Here is a 15,836-nt window from a genome sequence, read left to right on the forward strand (position 1 = left end):
AAAATAGTATTATAATATAATATATATATGAAAAATAATATAAATTAATCTGTATAAAAGAATGGGCGTGATATGTCATGGGAGGGAAAATAGAAATGACTTTGAAACATTTGCGGATTTTTGTGGAAATTTGCAGGCAGAAAAGTGTGACAGGAGCAGCCAGAGAACTCTATATGTCTCAGCCGGCAGTCAGTCTTGCACTTAGAGAGCTGGAAGAGTATTATGGACAGCAGCTGTTTGAACGGATTTCCAGAAAACTTTTTATTACAGAGGCGGGCGAGACTGCATATCAGTATGCATCATCCATTTTAGAATTGATGGGAGAGATGGAACAGACACTTAGAAGAGATACCTTTCAGAAGAAAATCCGGATTGGCGCCAGCATGACGATGGGTGTCTACTATATGCCAAATACCATTGCGAAGGCAATGAAACAGTTTCCGGATCTTCGGATTCAGACACAGGTGAACAGTACAGAGCTTTTGGAGGCAGCGCTTCTGGAAAATGAGCTGGATTTTTGTTTTGTTGAGGGACCGGTACACTCAGAGCATTTGGCGGTGGAGATGCTTCGGGAAGAAGAACTTTGCATTGTCTGTCACAGGGAACATCCGTTGCTGCAAAAAGAACATTTGCTGCTGAAAGATCTTGCAGAAGAGAACTTTCTTCTGCGGGAAAAGAACAGTGGAACAAGGGCCGTGATAGACAGTGTATTTCTTCTGCATAATTTTTCAGTAACACCACTCTGGGAGAGTACCAGCACAGTGGCGCTTTTGCAGGCAGCGGCGAAAGGAATCGGGATTACCATTATTCCACAGCAGTTTCTGAAAATGGAGCATATGGAGGAACAGGTAGGAGTTTTGAAATTGTCAGACGCTTATTTCAGGAGACGATTTCATGTGATCCATCATAAAAAGAAAGTGCTCTCAAAAGAAGCAAAGGAAATTATGAGACTGCTGGAAGAAGAACTAAAACAGGAATAGATGAAAAAACACTGAGGTGATAGATAAAAGAGCCAGACCATGATCAGATCAGGGTGTGGCTCTTTTATAAAGTGGTTTATTTGTATAAAGTAATCCGGAGTTAGCGAATAACAGTTGGAGTTGTTTTTCCCCAATTGAAGGCAAGTAAATTATTGATTGCACGCAGCATAGATTCCTTTTGTTCAGGAAGATCTCCCTGGATTGTGTAAGCATCAAGAACAGTGGAATCTACATAACTGCATCCGGTCACATGGAGATTCTCCAGAAGAATACGTTCTTCCAGAAGGATTTCCTCCGGTGTCATAGGATCAAACTCTCCTCTTTTTACCATCTTTTCCAGAGGCGTATGTTCCCATACTTTTAATTTCAGGCACCAGATATTCTTTGGATGTGTACGGTTCAGCATACGGGCGGTTTCGATGGCATGGAGATTTCGGTAAGTACGCCCTCCAAGGCCAAGAATTACAGTAACACAGTAATCAATGCCGATTCTGTCCAGGCGGTTCAGGGCAGAAACTGTCTGTGAAGACGTAATGCCTTTATTCATCAGTGCAAGAATTGAATCACTTCCGGATTCTACACCGATGTGAAGCATGGATAATCCCATTTTATGCAGCATTTGGAGCTCTTCATCGGTCTTGCGAAGAACATCGTCAATGCGTGCATACATAGAGAATTCATATACATGAGGCATATACTTGTCAGTCATATCGAAAATCCGATAAAGAATATCAGAAGAGATTGCGAATGCATTTTCGCCTAATAGAAAGAGTCGTTCGGCATCAGGACGGAGTTGTCCGAGGATCTTCATATTATGCTCAATCTTATCCAGGGGATGAATCTGAAAGGGATCTTTGGCGAAATCACAGAAAAGGCATTTGTGCCAACTGCAGCCAAGGGCTACTTCCAGTGCAGGAACACCTTCTTCCCAGGGGGGCTGATAAATGGTGTCGTGGGTATAAATAGATGCGTATAGTTCTTCTCGTGTCATAAAAACTCCTTTCAGATTACTGGCTAAGTGAGCGCAGTGTTTCAAAAAATGTCGGATAAGATACATCAACACAGTGACTGCTGTCAATGGAGGTAGTTCCATCTGCAATTAGTCCGGCAATGGAAAATGCCATTGCAATGCGGTGATCCAGATAGCTGTTGATCTGTGCGCCGTGGAGCGGCTGTCCGCCCCGGATAATCATACCGTCTTCTGTCGGGGTAATGTCAGCGCCCATTGCCTGAAGTCCTTCAGTTACTGTTGCAATCCGGTCAGTCTCTTTTACCTTTAATTCCTGTGCATCTTTGATGACGGTAACTCCTTCTGCGGCAGCTGCCATGACTGCGATCATTGGAATTTCATCAATGAGAGATGGAATGAGTGCCCCTTCGATGGTTGTTCCGTGGAGTTTGCTCGTACGGACAAGCAGATCAGCAGTTGGTTCCTGATCCGTGTGTTTGTTGACAAAGGTAATGTCAGCGCCCATGTTCCGGCATACATCAAGAATTCCTGCTCTGGTAGGATTGATTCCCACATTGCGGATCAGAATCTCGGAATCCGGTACGAGAAGACCTGCTGCGATAAAATAAGCGGCAGAAGAAATATCTCCCGGTACACAAATGTCCTGTGCATACAGGTCGCTGCAAGGAAAGATGGATGCACTGGCACTGCCGTCGCTGTGTACCATCGAAGTGATATCAGCGCCAAAAGATTTCAGCATTCGTTCCGTATGATCTCTGGAGAGTGCCGGTTCCGTTACTTTTGTTTCGCTGTCCGCATAAAGTCCTGCCAGAAGTACGGCAGATTTTACCTGAGCAGAAGAAACGGGAGAAAGATAGTGAATTCCGTGAAGTGTTCCCGGATCAATCTGAAGAGGGGCGCACCCGTTTCCTTTCAGGCTTTTAATAGAAGCTCCCATCTCTGAAAGCGGACGTATGATTCGTCCCATGGGACGGCTGTTCAGAGAATGGTCGCCGGAAAGAACAGAAGAAAATTGCTGTCCTGCCAGAATTCCGGACAGAAGACGGGTAGTTGTTCCGCTGTTACCGACATCCAGCAGCGTTTCCGGCTTTCGCAGCCCATACAATCCCTGTCCATGAACGGTTACATTGGTACCGCTATGCTCGATTTCGATTCCCATACTGCAAAAACACTGGATGGTAGAGCGGCAGTCAGCGCCTGGCAGAAAATTTGTAATTGTTGTATTTCCCTGTGCAAGTGAGCCGAACATAACAGCACGGTGGGAAATGGATTTGTCGCCCGGAACCGTTACGGTACCGGACAGATGAGAAATCGGATGAAACTTCATCGGTTTGTCCTCCTTTAACGTCTGTATATAATATAATGATATTTCTCCAGCAGGGCAGCGGCATGATCCGATGCTGCCTCGTCGTAAAACTCAATATGCAGGACTCCGTCTTCAAATTCCCGGTTATGCAGAATACCAATGTTCTTAATACTGATACCGGATGCAGAAAGAATGGTTGCAATGGCAGCAATTCCTCCGGCTTCGTCGATCAGATCACAATAGATAGAGAAAGATTTCTTGATAGGTCCGGCAGAAATCTCCGGCATGGAATTGCGGTATTCTCTTGCTTCAGCAAAAAAAGAATGGAGTTTGTCCGCATCAGAGGTATCGACAAGTGCTTTTATTTTCTCAAGGGAGGCAATGTATTCTGAAAGAATCTCGGAAATATATTCCTGATTCAGAAGACAGATATGCTCCCACATTGTTGGAGAAGAGGAAGCGATCCTTGTGATGTCTTTAAATCCTCCTGCAGCAAGCATTTTCATAAGCTGATTGCTGTCATCCTGTTCCTTTACAAAATTTACAAGGCCGGATGCAATAATATGGGGAAGATGGCTGATCATTCCGGTAATTTGATCATGCTGCCGGTAATTGAGCCGGATCGGAATTGCCCGCAAGGATAAAATCAGCTCCTGAAAGGTCTGAATCCGCTCTTCCGGTACCGTGTCAGAAGGAGTGATGACATAGTAGGCATTTTCAATAAGGAACGCCTTGGAGTTGCTGTAACCGCTTTTTTCGGAGCCGGCCATTGGATGACCACCGATAAACTGTCTGTCAAGTCCGAGGGCCTTCACTTCTTCATGGATAGAAGTTTTTACACTGCCGACATCTGTAAGGAGTGTATTTTCATCAAGATATCGGCAGATTTGTTTTAAATATGCATTATTATAAGAAACCGGAGTACAGAGAAATACAAAGTCACATCCCCGGAAACTGTCGTCTATCGTACTGCAGGATGCTGTTATGACATTTTCCTGCAGCGCCAGCGCCAGCGTCTCTTTGCTTTTGTCAAAGGCTGTAATTTCACAGTCAGGATAGTATTGCCGGACTGCTTTGGCGATGGAGCCGCCGATCAGGCCAAGTCCGATAAATCCGATTTTGTTAAGTGTCATAGGTGTTGAGTCCTTTCTTTGTGCGCCGTTTTCCGGACATCTGTTCCAGATTGTGTGAGAATCGTTTCTTTCAGATGCCGGAATCAAGCTATGTACTGTTATTTTATTGTATTTTTCTGCATTTGTCAATGCAACGCCACTTTAAAGTGAGAAAGTGAAAAAGAAAAATTGTATATTTTACATAAAATAGTTGTAAAATCATAAAAATTTTAGTACAATATAGCTATTAAGATGACATGCAAGGAGGCAGCGTGAATTATGAAAGTGTATAGAACCGATGAGATCAGAAACGTGGTACTTTTAGGACATGGCGGAAGCGGTAAAACAAGTCTTGTTGAGGCAATGCTGTATGTATCCGGAGCGACAAACCGCATGGGTAAAATTACAGACCACAATACTGTCAGTGATTTTGATAAAGAGGAACAGAAACGCGAATTTTCTATCAGCACAAGTTTGATTCCCCTGGAGTGGGAGAAAGCAAAGATCAATATTCTCGATACTCCTGGATATTTTGACTTTGTCGGAGAAGTAGAAGAAGCAGTCAGTGCAGCAGATGCAGCAATCATTGTTGTATCCGGTAAAGCCGGCGTGCAGGTTGGAACAGAGAAGGCGTGGGAACTCTGTGAGAAATATCATTTACCGCGTATGATCTATGTAACGGAGATGGATGTTGATGATGCAAGTTTCCGTGAAGTAGTGGAAGAATTGACAGCGAAATACGGAAAGGTAATTGCCCCGAGAGCTGTTCCGTTCCGTGAGAATGAAAAACTTGTAGGATATGTCAATATTATTAAAAATGCGGCAAGAAGATTTACCGGAATTGCAGAGCGTGAAGAGTGTGAGATGCCGGATTATATCGTTCCGTATGTGGAGAAATACCGCGAGAAATTATTGGAAGCAGTAGCTGAAACGAGTGAAGAATTTATGGAACGCTATTTCAATGGCGAAGAATTCTCTACAGAAGAAGTAAGAGCTGCGCTTCGTTCCAATGTTATGGATGGAAGCATTGTTCCGGTTGGTATGGGATCAAATCTTGAGGCTCAGGGTGTTGCGAACTTATTATCTGATATTGTAAGATTTTTCCCGAGTCCGGATAAGAGAGAATGTGCAGGTATTAAGCGTACAACGAATGAGATTTTTGAAGCGAACTATGATTTCGCAAAATCAAAGAGTGCATATGTATTTAAGACAATGGTAGATCCGTTTATTGGAAAGTATTCCTTTATTAAAGTATGTTCCGGAGTATTAAAAGGAGAAGATACACTTTACAATGCGTCAGCAGATGCAGATGAGAAACTCGGAAAGCTATATGTGATGAGCGGTAATAAGCCGATCGAAGTATCGGAACTTCATGCAGGTGATATCGGCGCTATTGCGAAACTGGCATCCACAAAGACAGGAGATACACTTTCTACAAAATCAACACAGATTATGTACGGAAAGACAGAATACTCTGTTCCGTATACATATATGAAATATGTTGTTAAGACAAAAGGTGATGAGGACAAAGTTTCTCAGGCGCTTGCTAAGATGATGGCAGAAGATGTAACATTGAAAGCAGTCAATGACAGCGAGAACCGTCAGTCACTGCTCTATGGTATGGGAGATCAGCATCTTGAGATTGCAGTGAGCAAACTTGCTTCCAGATATAAAGTGGATGTGACATTGGAAACACCAAAGGTTGCATTCCGTGAGACAATCCGTAAGAAATCCGATGTAGATTCCAAATATAAAAAACAGTCCGGAGGTCATGGACAGTACGGACATGTAAAGATGCGTTTTGAACCTTCAGGAGATTTGGAAACACCGTATGTATTTGAAGAAGAAGTTGTAGGAGGAGCTGTTCCGAAGAACTATTTCCCGGCAGTTGAAAAAGGACTTCAGGAATCTGTTGTGAAAGGACCGTTGGCCGGATATCCGGTTGTTGGTGTGAAAGCAGTGCTGTACGATGGTTCTTATCATCCGGTGGATTCTTCTGAGATGGCATTTAAGACAGCTACGATTCAGGCATTTAAGAAAGGAATTCTGGAGGCATCCCCAGTATTATTAGAGCCGATCGCCAACTTAAAAGTAACTGTTCCGGACGAGAACACAGGTGATGTCATGGGTGATCTGAATAAGCGCCGCGGTCGTGTTATGGGAATGAATCCGGTCGGTAACGGCAAACAGGTAATTGAAGCTGAGATTCCGATGACAGGTGTGTTCGGTTACTGTACAGTGCTTCGCTCTATGACAGCAGGACGCGGTTCTTATGAGTATGAATTTGTTCGCTATGAACAGGCTCCGTCAGATGTACAGGAGAAAGAGATTGCGAACCGTCAGGCAGAAGAATAATGAGTAGATTTTTAGAAAATGTTGCCCCGTTTTTAGGAACGGGGCAAAAAAATGCAGAGGGAAAGACGCTGGAGGAATTTCTGGAGCAGTATGATCCTGCCAGATATGAGACGCCAAGCTGCACAACAGATGCAGTCATCTTTTCTTATAAAAGAGAAGAAGATTTAAGAAAAGATTTTCCGGGATGGAAACTGCTTTTGATCCGCCGGGGGAATCACCCTTCTATCGGTTATTGGGCACTTCCGGGAGGATTTGCAAATATGAGAGAAGATCTGGATGTGACAGCGAAGCGAGAGCTGGAAGAAGAAACAAATGTGACAGGACTTTCGATGGAACAGTTTGCCACTTATGGGAAGATGAACCGCGATCCACGCACGAGAGTCATCACAACAGCCTATATGGCTCTTGTAAAGCAGGATGATCTTCAAGTAGAAGCGGGAGATGATGCTGCAGATGCCGCATGGTTTTCCATCCGCCTGAATTTATTGGAAGAAATCCGGGAGGAAGACAAAAATGTGCGCAGATATGAGCTGCTGGCTGCGTGTCAGGAAAAAGCGGTTACACTGCGGGCAGTAGTACGGCAGAAAGAGCGGATCGGACTGATTCGGGAATGGGATTTTACAGTAGAAGACGGCGGTGAGATCGCGGTAGATCATGCAGCGATCATTGTTCATGCGCTGTGGATTCTGAGAGAGAGAATGAAAGATTAAAAATACAGGGGCAGGTGTGACTCGTATGAGTGATATCTGCCTTTTTCCAATGTTTTAAGCGTTTCTTGTATAAAAACTGTAATATATATAGAACTAAAATGAGAAAAAAATATTGCAACACACTATATGTTGTGGTATAAATGGTACAGTGACAGAAAGGAGAAACAACGGTGGATTTTGAACGATTATATAAAGAACTTGAGAAGGATTTCCCGGAACAAGAATATGCTGTGAAAAAGCTGAAAGAAAAGTTTCAGACATTGTACCGCGAAAATATGACAGAAGAAGAACAAGTTCAGATGCTTTTGAAAGCAGCAGCGGAACTTACGAAAGTGGAAGAACCGAAGTGGGAATTTGTAGCTGCCCGAATTAGTCTTTGGCATTTCCGGGGGGAGATGAAGGCGGCAGAGGAGAAGGCAGGGATTCATTCTTTCTATGAAAAACTGCGTTATCTCACAGAAGAAAAGCTTTACGGAGCATATATGCTGGAAGCATACACGAAAGAAGAAATTGATGAATTTGAACAATACATGGAACTACAGCGGGATAAATTACTGAATTATTCCGGGCTGATGCTGCTTTTAGAGCGCTATGTTATCCGAAGCAGACAGGGTGTCCCTTTGGAGACACCACAGGAAATGTTTCTTGGAATTGCCATGCATCTTGCAATGAAAGAAAAGAAAGACAGAACTCTCTGGGTAAAGAAATTTTATGATATGTTAAGTACATTGAAGGTAACGATGGCAACACCAACGCTTTCTAATGCGCGAAAACCGTATCATCAGCTGTCTTCCTGTTTTATTGATACGGTACCGGACAGTCTGAACGGTATTTACCGCAGCATTGATAACTTTGCAAAGGTAAGCAAATTCGGAGGCGGTATGGGCTTGTATTTCGGAAAGGTTCGGGCGAATGGAAGTACGATCCGGGGATTTGAAGGAGCAGCCGGTGGGGTAATACGCTGGATTAAGCTGGCAAATGATACAGCAGTAGCCGTTGATCAGCTCGGTGTACGTCAGGGGGCGGTGGCTGTGTATTTAGACGCATGGCACAGAGATCTTCCGGAATTTTTGGCGCTTCGCACCAATAATGGAGATGACCGCCTGAAGGCGCACGATGTATTTCCGGCAGTGTGTTATCCTGATTATTTCTGGGAAATGGCAAGAGATCATATCGAAGAGGACTGGTATCTGATGTGTCCCCATGAAATTTTGACAGTAAAAGGATATGCACTTGAGGATAGTTACGGAGAAGAATGGAAGGAGAAATATTTCGACTGCATAGCAGATGAAAGGATTCACAAGCGCATCATACCAATGAAAGATCTGATCCGGCTCATTTTGAAAAGTGCAGTGGAGACCGGAACTCCGTTCACCTTTAACCGGGATGCGGTAAATGAAGCGAATCCGAATAAACACCGTGGGATGATTTACTGCAGCAATCTCTGTACAGAAATTGCGCAGAATATGTCAGAGATTCTTGATGTAGAACAGAGGATTGAGACGATCGATGGAGAAGAAGTCGTTGTAACAGTGACAAAACCGGGAGAATTTGTTGTGTGTAATCTTGCAAGTCTGTCTCTTGGAAGGATTAATACAGATGATCCGAAAGAACTGATGGACATTACGGCAAATGCTGTCCGGGCGCTGGATAATGTGATTGATCTGAATTATTTTCCGGTACCATATGCAAAGCTGAACAATCTGAAATACCGTCCGATCGGACTTGGCGTGAGTGGATATCACCATATGCTTGCCAAACGGGAAATTGACTGGGAATCAGAACAACATCTTTCTTATGTGGATCGTGTGTTTGAGACGATTAATTATGCGGCAGTCCGGGCGAGTATGGAAATTGCAAAGGAGAAAGGGGCATATACATATTTTCCGGGAAGCGAGTGGGAGAATGGAAAATATTTTGAACGCCGCGGCTATAAAAGTGAACGCTGGAAGAAGCTGGCAGAGGAAGTAAACTGTTACGGGCTTCGCAATGGGTACCTGATGGCGACAGCACCTACAAGCAGTACAAGTATGATCGCCGGAACAACGGCGGGGTTAGATCCGGTCATGAGCCGGTTTTATCTGGAAGAAAAGAAGAATTCTATTGTGCCGCGTCTTGCGCCGGAACTTTCAGCCGAGACATTTTGGTATTACCAGAATGCATATTTGATTGACCAGACATGGTCTGTCCGTGCCTGCGGTGTTCGGCAAAGACATATTGATCAGGCTCAGAGTATGAATCTTTATATTACAAATGAATATACGCTGCGAGGTGTGCTGAATCTTTATATCAAAGCATGGGAAGAGAAGGTTAAGACAATCTATTATGTAAGATCAAGAAGCCTGGAAGTAGAAGAGTGCGAAGTTTGCTCAAGCTAAAATGGAGGAACAATGAATAAATTAAAAAGAAAACCGCTGTTTTGTCCGGAGGGAGACACAGACGTGCGAAATCGCCGGATCATCAATGGCAATACAACAAATCTGAATGATTTTAATCATATGAAATACACATGGGTAAGTGACTGGTATCGTCAGGCAATGAATAATTTCTGGGTACCGGAGGAAATTAATCTCGGAGCAGATGTGAAGGATTATCCAAAGCTGACAGAGGAAGAGCGAAGAGCATACGATAAGATTTTGTCCTTTCTTGTGTTTCTGGATAGTATCCAGACTGCCAATCTTCCGGCGCTTGGGGAATTTATTACGGCGAATGAAATTAATCTCTGTTTAACGATCCAGGCATTTCAGGAAGCAGTACACAGTCAGAGTTACAGCTATATGCTGGATACGATCTGCGAGCCGCAGAAACGAAATGAAGTGCTTTATCAGTGGAAGAATGATGTGCATCTTTTAGAGCGAAACACATTTATCGGAAATATTTACAATGCATTTCTCGAAGAGCGAAGCGCAGAAAACTTTATGAAAACAGTGATCGGAAATTATATTCTGGAAGGAATCTATTTCTACAGTGGTTTTATGTTTTTCTATAATCTTGGCCGGAATCAGAAAATGCCGGGATCTGCGCAGGAAATCCGCTATATCAATCGGGATGAAAATACGCATCTCTGGCTATTTCGTAATATGATCCGGGAGCTTCAGAAGGAAGAGCCGGAGTTATTTACAGAAGAAAGGACAGAAGAGTACCGCCAGATGATCCGTACCGGATGCGAGCAGGAAATCAAATGGGGCCATTATGTGATCGGCGATGGAATTTCAGGTCTGACAAAACAGATGATTACAGATTATATTCAGTATCTCGGAAATCTCCGCTGCCAGAATCTCGGATTGGAACCGATTTACGAGGGACATCTTGAAGAGCCGGAGAGCATGGGCTGGGTAAGTCAGTACAGCAATGCAAATATGATTAAAACAGATTTCTTTGAGGCGCGAAGTACCGCATATGCAAAGAGTACTGCATTGATTGATGATCTGTAAAGGAAGAAAGTAAGAGAGAATGAAAGCAGTGGAGAAATGTATCGCAAAATGTCTTGACTGGAAATTGACAGTCAAGTGTATGTTATGATAGAATATCTGATACGAATGAACCAAATGAGGAGGATGGATTCTCATGGAGAATAATAATAATGAAACTGTTGTATCTAAAAACTTTATTGAGCAGGAGATAGATAAAGATTTACAGGAAGGCGTTTACGATCATGTCTGTACACGGTTTCCACCGGAGCCGAACGGATATCTTCATATCGGACATGCGAAGTCTATTTTACTGAACTATGGTCTGGCACAGAAGTATCATGGAGAATTCCATATGCGTTTTGATGATACGAACCCGACAAAAGAGAAGGTAGAGTTTGTTGAATCAATTAAAGAGGATATCAAGTGGCTTGGAGCAGACTGGAAAGATCATTTATATTTCGCATCAGATTATTTTGATGTGATGTATGAGTGTGCGGTAAAGCTCATTCAGAAAGGCAAAGCCTATGTATGTGATCTGACACCGGATGAGATCCGTGAATACCGTGGAACATTAACAGAACCTGGAAAGAACAGCCCGTATCGGGATCGTTCTGTAGAAGAGAATCTGGAATTGTTTGAAAAGATGAAGAACGGCGAATTCGCGGACGGGGAGAAAGTACTTCGTGCGAAGATTGATATGGCGTCTCCGAATATTAATATGCGTGATCCGATTATCTATCGTGTGGCACGGATGGAGCATCACAATACAGGAAATAAGTGGTGCATTTATCCGATGTATGACTTTGCCCATCCAATCGAAGATGCAGTGGAAGGAATTACTCATTCTATCTGCACATTGGAATTTGAAGATCATCGTCCGCTTTATGACTGGGTTGTAGAGGAATGTGAATTTGAGAATAAGCCGCGTCAGATTGAGTTTGCAAAATTATATTTAACGAATGTGGTGACAGGTAAGAGATATATCCGCCGTCTTGTAGAAGATGGAATTGTAGACGGATGGGACGATCCGCGTCTTGTATCGATTGCAGCACTTCGCCGCCGTGGATTCACACCGGAATCCCTGAAGATGTTCATGGAGATGTGCGGTGTGTCTAAGAGCCAGAGCTCCGTTGATTATGCAGCGCTTGAATACTGTATCCGCGAAGACTTGAAGATGAAGCGTCCGCGTATGATGGCAGTGCTTGATCCGATCAAACTTGTGATCGACAATTATCCTGAAGGACAGGTGGAATATCTGGATGTTCAGAATAATCTGGAGAATGAAGAACTGGGCTTCCGTAAAGTACCATTCTGTCGAGAATTATATATTGAACGGGAAGACTTTATGGAGGAACCGCCGAAGAAGTATTTCCGTCTTTTCCCGGGCAATGAAGTTCGCCTGATGCATGCATACTTTGTAAAATGCGAAAGTTTCGTAAAGGATGAAAATGGGAATGTAGTAGAAGTACATTGTACTTATGATCCGGAGACAAAGTGCGGAAGCGGATTTACCGGAAGAAAAGTAAAAGGAACAATCCACTGGGTACCGGCTCCGTATGCATGTAAAGCAGAAGTCAGACTTTATGAGAATCTTGTAGACGAGGAGAAGGGAGTTTATAACAAAGAAGATGGTTCATTGAATTTGAACCCGAATTCCCTTACAATCATAAAAGATGCGTATCTGGAACCGAGTTTTGAAGAGGCAAAAGCATATGACAGCTACCAGTTTGTGAGAAATGGTTACTATTGTATAGACGCAAAAGATTCAAGACCGGATGCGCTTGTATTTAACCGTATCGTGTCTCTGAAGAGTTCTTTTAAGTTACCAAAATAGCAGAACAAGTAGAGGATGACTCAGACTGTCCAAAGAGACATGCGTGTGGGAAGTCCTCTTTTGCTTTTAAAAATATTTTCAGACAGAGAGGCATAAAACAGGATGAATGAGCTGACGATACATTTGAATCCGGAATTGAAGCAGCCGCTTTATGAACAGATATATGACTACATTCGAAAAGAAATCCGTCAGGGAACCCTTGAGGTGGAAGAACGGCTTCCGTCTACAAGAGCATTGGCACGCTATCTGGAAGTCAGCAGAAGCACAGTTGAGCTTGCCTATGAACAGTTGCTGTCAGAAGGTTACATTGAAGCGAGACCATGCAGTGGATTTTTTGTTGCATCGATTGAAGGGCTGTATCAGATTGAGCCGGAAGAACAGGATGTGCCGGCGTTTTTGGATTCGAAGGTACGGACGTATCGCTATGATTTTACGCCAAATGGAATTGATTTGGGAAGTTTTCCTTATTCTGTGTGGAGAAAACTATCAAGAGAGGTACTGTCTGTTGATAATTCAGAATTATTTGCGTCCGGAGAATCCCAGGGAGAATACAGTCTTCGTGCAGAGATCAGTAATTATCTCCATCAGGCCAGAGGAGTGAACTGCAGTCCGGAACAGATTATTGTAGGAGCAGGAAATGATTATCTTCTGATGCTGCTTTCTATGGTTTTGGGTAACAGGAAGATCGCATTTGAAAATCCGACCTACCGCCAGGCCTATCGAATTTTCAAAAGTCTTGGCCATGAAACAGAAACGGTAAATCTGGACAAGAGTGGAATGAAGATTGATGAGCTGGAGGAATGTGGCGCACAGATTGCCTATGTCATGCCGTCGCACCAGTATCCGCTTGGAATTGTAATGCCTCTGCGGCGGCGTCTGGAGCTTCTGGAATGGGCGAAGCGGGACAAAAATCGCTATATTATTGAAGATGATTACGACAGTGAATTTCGTTATAAAGGGAAGCCGATCCCGGCTCTTCAAGGATATGATAGAAATGCAAAAGTCATTTACCTCGGAACTTTTTCAAAATCCATTGCACCTGCGATACGAATGGGGTACCTTGTTCTGCCCAAAGAGCTGCTTGCAGTTTATCGGGAGAAAAGTCGTTTTCTCAACTGTACTGTTCCGCGTATTGAGCAAAAAGTTGTTGAACATTTTCTCGAAAAGGGATATTTTGAGAGGCATCTCAATAAAATGCGTGCGCTTTACCGGGGGAGACATGACAAATTGCTTGAATGTCTGAAACCAATGGAACAGATCTGCCAGGTATCAGGGGAACATGCAGGAGTGCATTTGCTTCTGACATTTGATGATAGATGGACAGAAGAAGAGTTGCTTCAAACTGCGGCGGAGCAGGATATTAAAGTATATGGATTATCTGAATATTATACAAGACCGTGGGAAATGGGAGGAACAACAATCCTTCTAGGATATGCGAATATGAGCGAGGAGCAGATTCGTGAAGCAACGGAGATTCTTGTGAGAATCTGGAAAAAAGAAGAAAGGATGTGAAGACATGGATCGAGTTGATCTTGTAAAAAATAAAGCGCAGGACACGGCAAAAAAAGCTAAAAAGGGTGCGTCCTATCTGATCTACAGTCGGACAGCGGTTGTTGTTGTACTGTTGCTTGCACAGGTAATGTTTATGATTGCGATGGTAAATTATCTGCAGAAATACATGTCTGCAATTTACTTTATGCTGGCTATTTTTAGCGCAGTCATGATCATTTATATTTTGAATGAAAAGGGAAATCCCGAATTTAAGATGACGTGGATTTTATGCGTAATGCTATTTCCAGTGTTTGGAACACTGTTTTATCTTTTTGTTAAGACAGAATTCAGCACCAGATATATCGGAAAACGCCTCAGTGAACTTAAAATCGAAACAGCTCCTTATATGGAGGAAAATAAAGAAATAGTGCAGGCGCTGAGAGCCAATAAGCCTTCAAATGCCAATCTTGCTTATTATATGTCGCATCAGATTGGATTTCCGACCTATCGCAATACGGAGGTGACCTATTTCCCTCTTGGAGAAGATAAATTTGAAGAGATGATCCGACAGATGGAACGGGCAGAAAAATTTATCTTTATGGAGTATTTTATTGTAGATGAGGGATATATGTGGAATACAATTCTGGAAGTGCTTGAGCGTAAAGCTGCAGAAGGAGTAGAGGTACGCTTTATGTATGATGGAATGTGCAGTATTGCATTGCTCCCGTATCGTTATCCGAAAACACTTCAGAAGAAAGGCTTGAAAGCCAAAATGTTCAGCCCGGTGCATCCGGTGCTGTCAACACATCAAAACAATCGTGATCATCGGAAAATCTGTGTTATTGATGGAAAGGTTGGATTTACAGGCGGTATCAATCTGGCTGATGAATATATTAACCGTAAAGAACGGTTTGGACATTGGAAAGATACTGCAGTGATGTTGCGGGGAGATGCGGTTCAGAGTCTGACCGTGATGTTCCTGCAGATGTGGAATGTAGATGAGACAGTAAAAGAAAAATTCGATGCTTATCTGACGCCGTCAACAACAGGACTTAGAAGAGAACTGGGATTTGTTCTCCCGTACGGTGACAGTCCGTATGACCATGAAAATGTTGGAGAAGAAGTATATTTTCACATTTTAAATCATGCTAAAAAATACGTACACATTATGACTCCATACCTGATTTTGGATGGAGAGATGATTACAGCGCTGACGCGGGCAGCAAAAAGCAATATTGAAGTAATTATTATCATGCCGCATATTCCTGACAAAAAATATGCGTTTGCGCTTGCAAAAACTTACTATGAAGAACTTCTGGAAGCGGGTGTACAAATTTATGAATACACACCTGGATTTGTACATGCGAAAGTGTTTGTGGCAGATGATGATACAGCAACGGTAGGAACCATCAATCTGGATTATCGAAGTCTGTACCTTCATTTCGAATGTGGAACATTTATTTATCAGAATGCAGTGGTATATGATATTGAGGAAGATTTCCAGAATACACTAAAGAAGTGTCAGAAGATTTCTATCACAGATGTAAGGACAAGACCATTTATTTCCAAAGCAGCAGGAGAGATTCTTCGGCTGGTGGCTCCTCTTATGTAATAGATCTTGTAATAGAGCGGTATTGTTGTGAGAAACTATTGCTATATTGGGAG

At 43.0% G+C, this 15,836-nt stretch carries 11 protein-coding genes; 8 read left to right on the top strand and 3 right to left on the bottom strand.

Annotated features, from left to right (window positions below; genetic code table 11):
* The first annotated feature begins 95 nt into the window (after positions 1 to 95).
* On the top strand, positions 96 to 980 hold the full coding sequence (locus tag KFE17_00745) for a LysR family transcriptional regulator (protein ID QUO32326.1): 885 nt from the start codon (positions 96 to 98) through the stop codon (positions 978 to 980).
* Between the two features lie 100 nt (positions 981 to 1,080).
* Here KFE17_00745 and KFE17_00750 read toward each other — a convergent pair whose 3' ends face one another.
* From KFE17_00750 to KFE17_00760, 3 genes are read right to left on the bottom strand one after another with little or no spacing between them, the layout of a single operon-like run.
* The gene (locus KFE17_00750; protein ID QUO32327.1) at positions 1,081 to 1,971 is read right to left on the bottom strand and encodes a radical SAM protein; all 891 of its coding nucleotides are present in this window, start codon (positions 1,969 to 1,971) and stop codon (positions 1,081 to 1,083) included.
* A 16-nt stretch (positions 1,972 to 1,987) separates the two neighbouring features.
* Positions 1,988 to 3,277, bottom strand: coding sequence for a 3-phosphoshikimate 1-carboxyvinyltransferase (gene aroA / locus KFE17_00755; GenBank protein ID QUO32328.1), 1,290 nt, complete (start codon positions 3,275 to 3,277; stop codon positions 1,988 to 1,990).
* A gap of 14 nt (positions 3,278 to 3,291) precedes the next feature.
* Positions 3,292 to 4,389, bottom strand: a complete 1,098-nt coding sequence (locus KFE17_00760) for a prephenate dehydrogenase (GenBank protein QUO32329.1) — start codon at positions 4,387 to 4,389, stop codon at positions 3,292 to 3,294.
* A gap of 258 nt (positions 4,390 to 4,647) precedes the next feature.
* On the opposite strand from KFE17_00760, the gene KFE17_00765 reads away from it, so the two are divergent.
* From KFE17_00765 to cls, 7 genes are all read left to right on the top strand, one after another.
* Positions 4,648 to 6,723: an elongation factor G gene (locus tag KFE17_00765; protein QUO32330.1), complete on the top strand. Its 2,076-nt coding sequence runs from the start codon at positions 4,648 to 4,650 to the stop codon at positions 6,721 to 6,723.
* Positions 6,723 to 7,433, top strand: coding sequence for an NUDIX hydrolase (locus KFE17_00770; GenBank protein ID QUO32331.1), 711 nt, complete (start codon positions 6,723 to 6,725; stop codon positions 7,431 to 7,433). Before KFE17_00765 ends, KFE17_00770 begins: the two co-directional genes overlap by 1 nt.
* A 275-nt stretch (positions 7,434 to 7,708) precedes the next feature.
* On the top strand, positions 7,709 to 9,811 hold the full coding sequence (locus KFE17_00775) for a ribonucleoside-diphosphate reductase subunit alpha (GenBank protein ID QUO33573.1): 2,103 nt from the start codon (positions 7,709 to 7,711) through the stop codon (positions 9,809 to 9,811).
* 12 nt (positions 9,812 to 9,823) lie between these two features.
* Positions 9,824 to 10,867 (top strand): ribonucleotide-diphosphate reductase subunit beta, encoded by a 1,044-nt coding sequence (locus KFE17_00780; GenBank protein ID QUO32332.1) that lies wholly within the window; start codon positions 9,824 to 9,826, stop codon positions 10,865 to 10,867.
* A 133-nt stretch (positions 10,868 to 11,000) separates the two neighbouring features.
* Positions 11,001 to 12,680 (top strand): glutamine--tRNA ligase/YqeY domain fusion protein, encoded by a 1,680-nt coding sequence (locus KFE17_00785; protein ID QUO32333.1) that lies wholly within the window; start codon positions 11,001 to 11,003, stop codon positions 12,678 to 12,680.
* Positions 12,681 to 12,782: 102 nt separating this feature from the next.
* On the top strand, positions 12,783 to 14,192 hold the full coding sequence (locus KFE17_00790; protein QUO32334.1) for a PLP-dependent aminotransferase family protein: 1,410 nt from the start codon (positions 12,783 to 12,785) through the stop codon (positions 14,190 to 14,192).
* A gap of 4 nt (positions 14,193 to 14,196) precedes the next feature.
* Complete coding sequence (gene cls / locus KFE17_00795) at positions 14,197 to 15,783, top strand: cardiolipin synthase (GenBank protein QUO32335.1); 1,587 nt, start codon at positions 14,197 to 14,199, stop codon at positions 15,781 to 15,783.
* Positions 15,784 to 15,836 lie beyond the last annotated feature (53 nt).

The organism is Faecalicatena sp. Marseille-Q4148 (genome assembly GCA_018228665.1).
In the GTDB taxonomy this organism is placed as follows: Bacteria; Bacillota; Clostridia; order Lachnospirales; family Lachnospiraceae; genus UBA9414.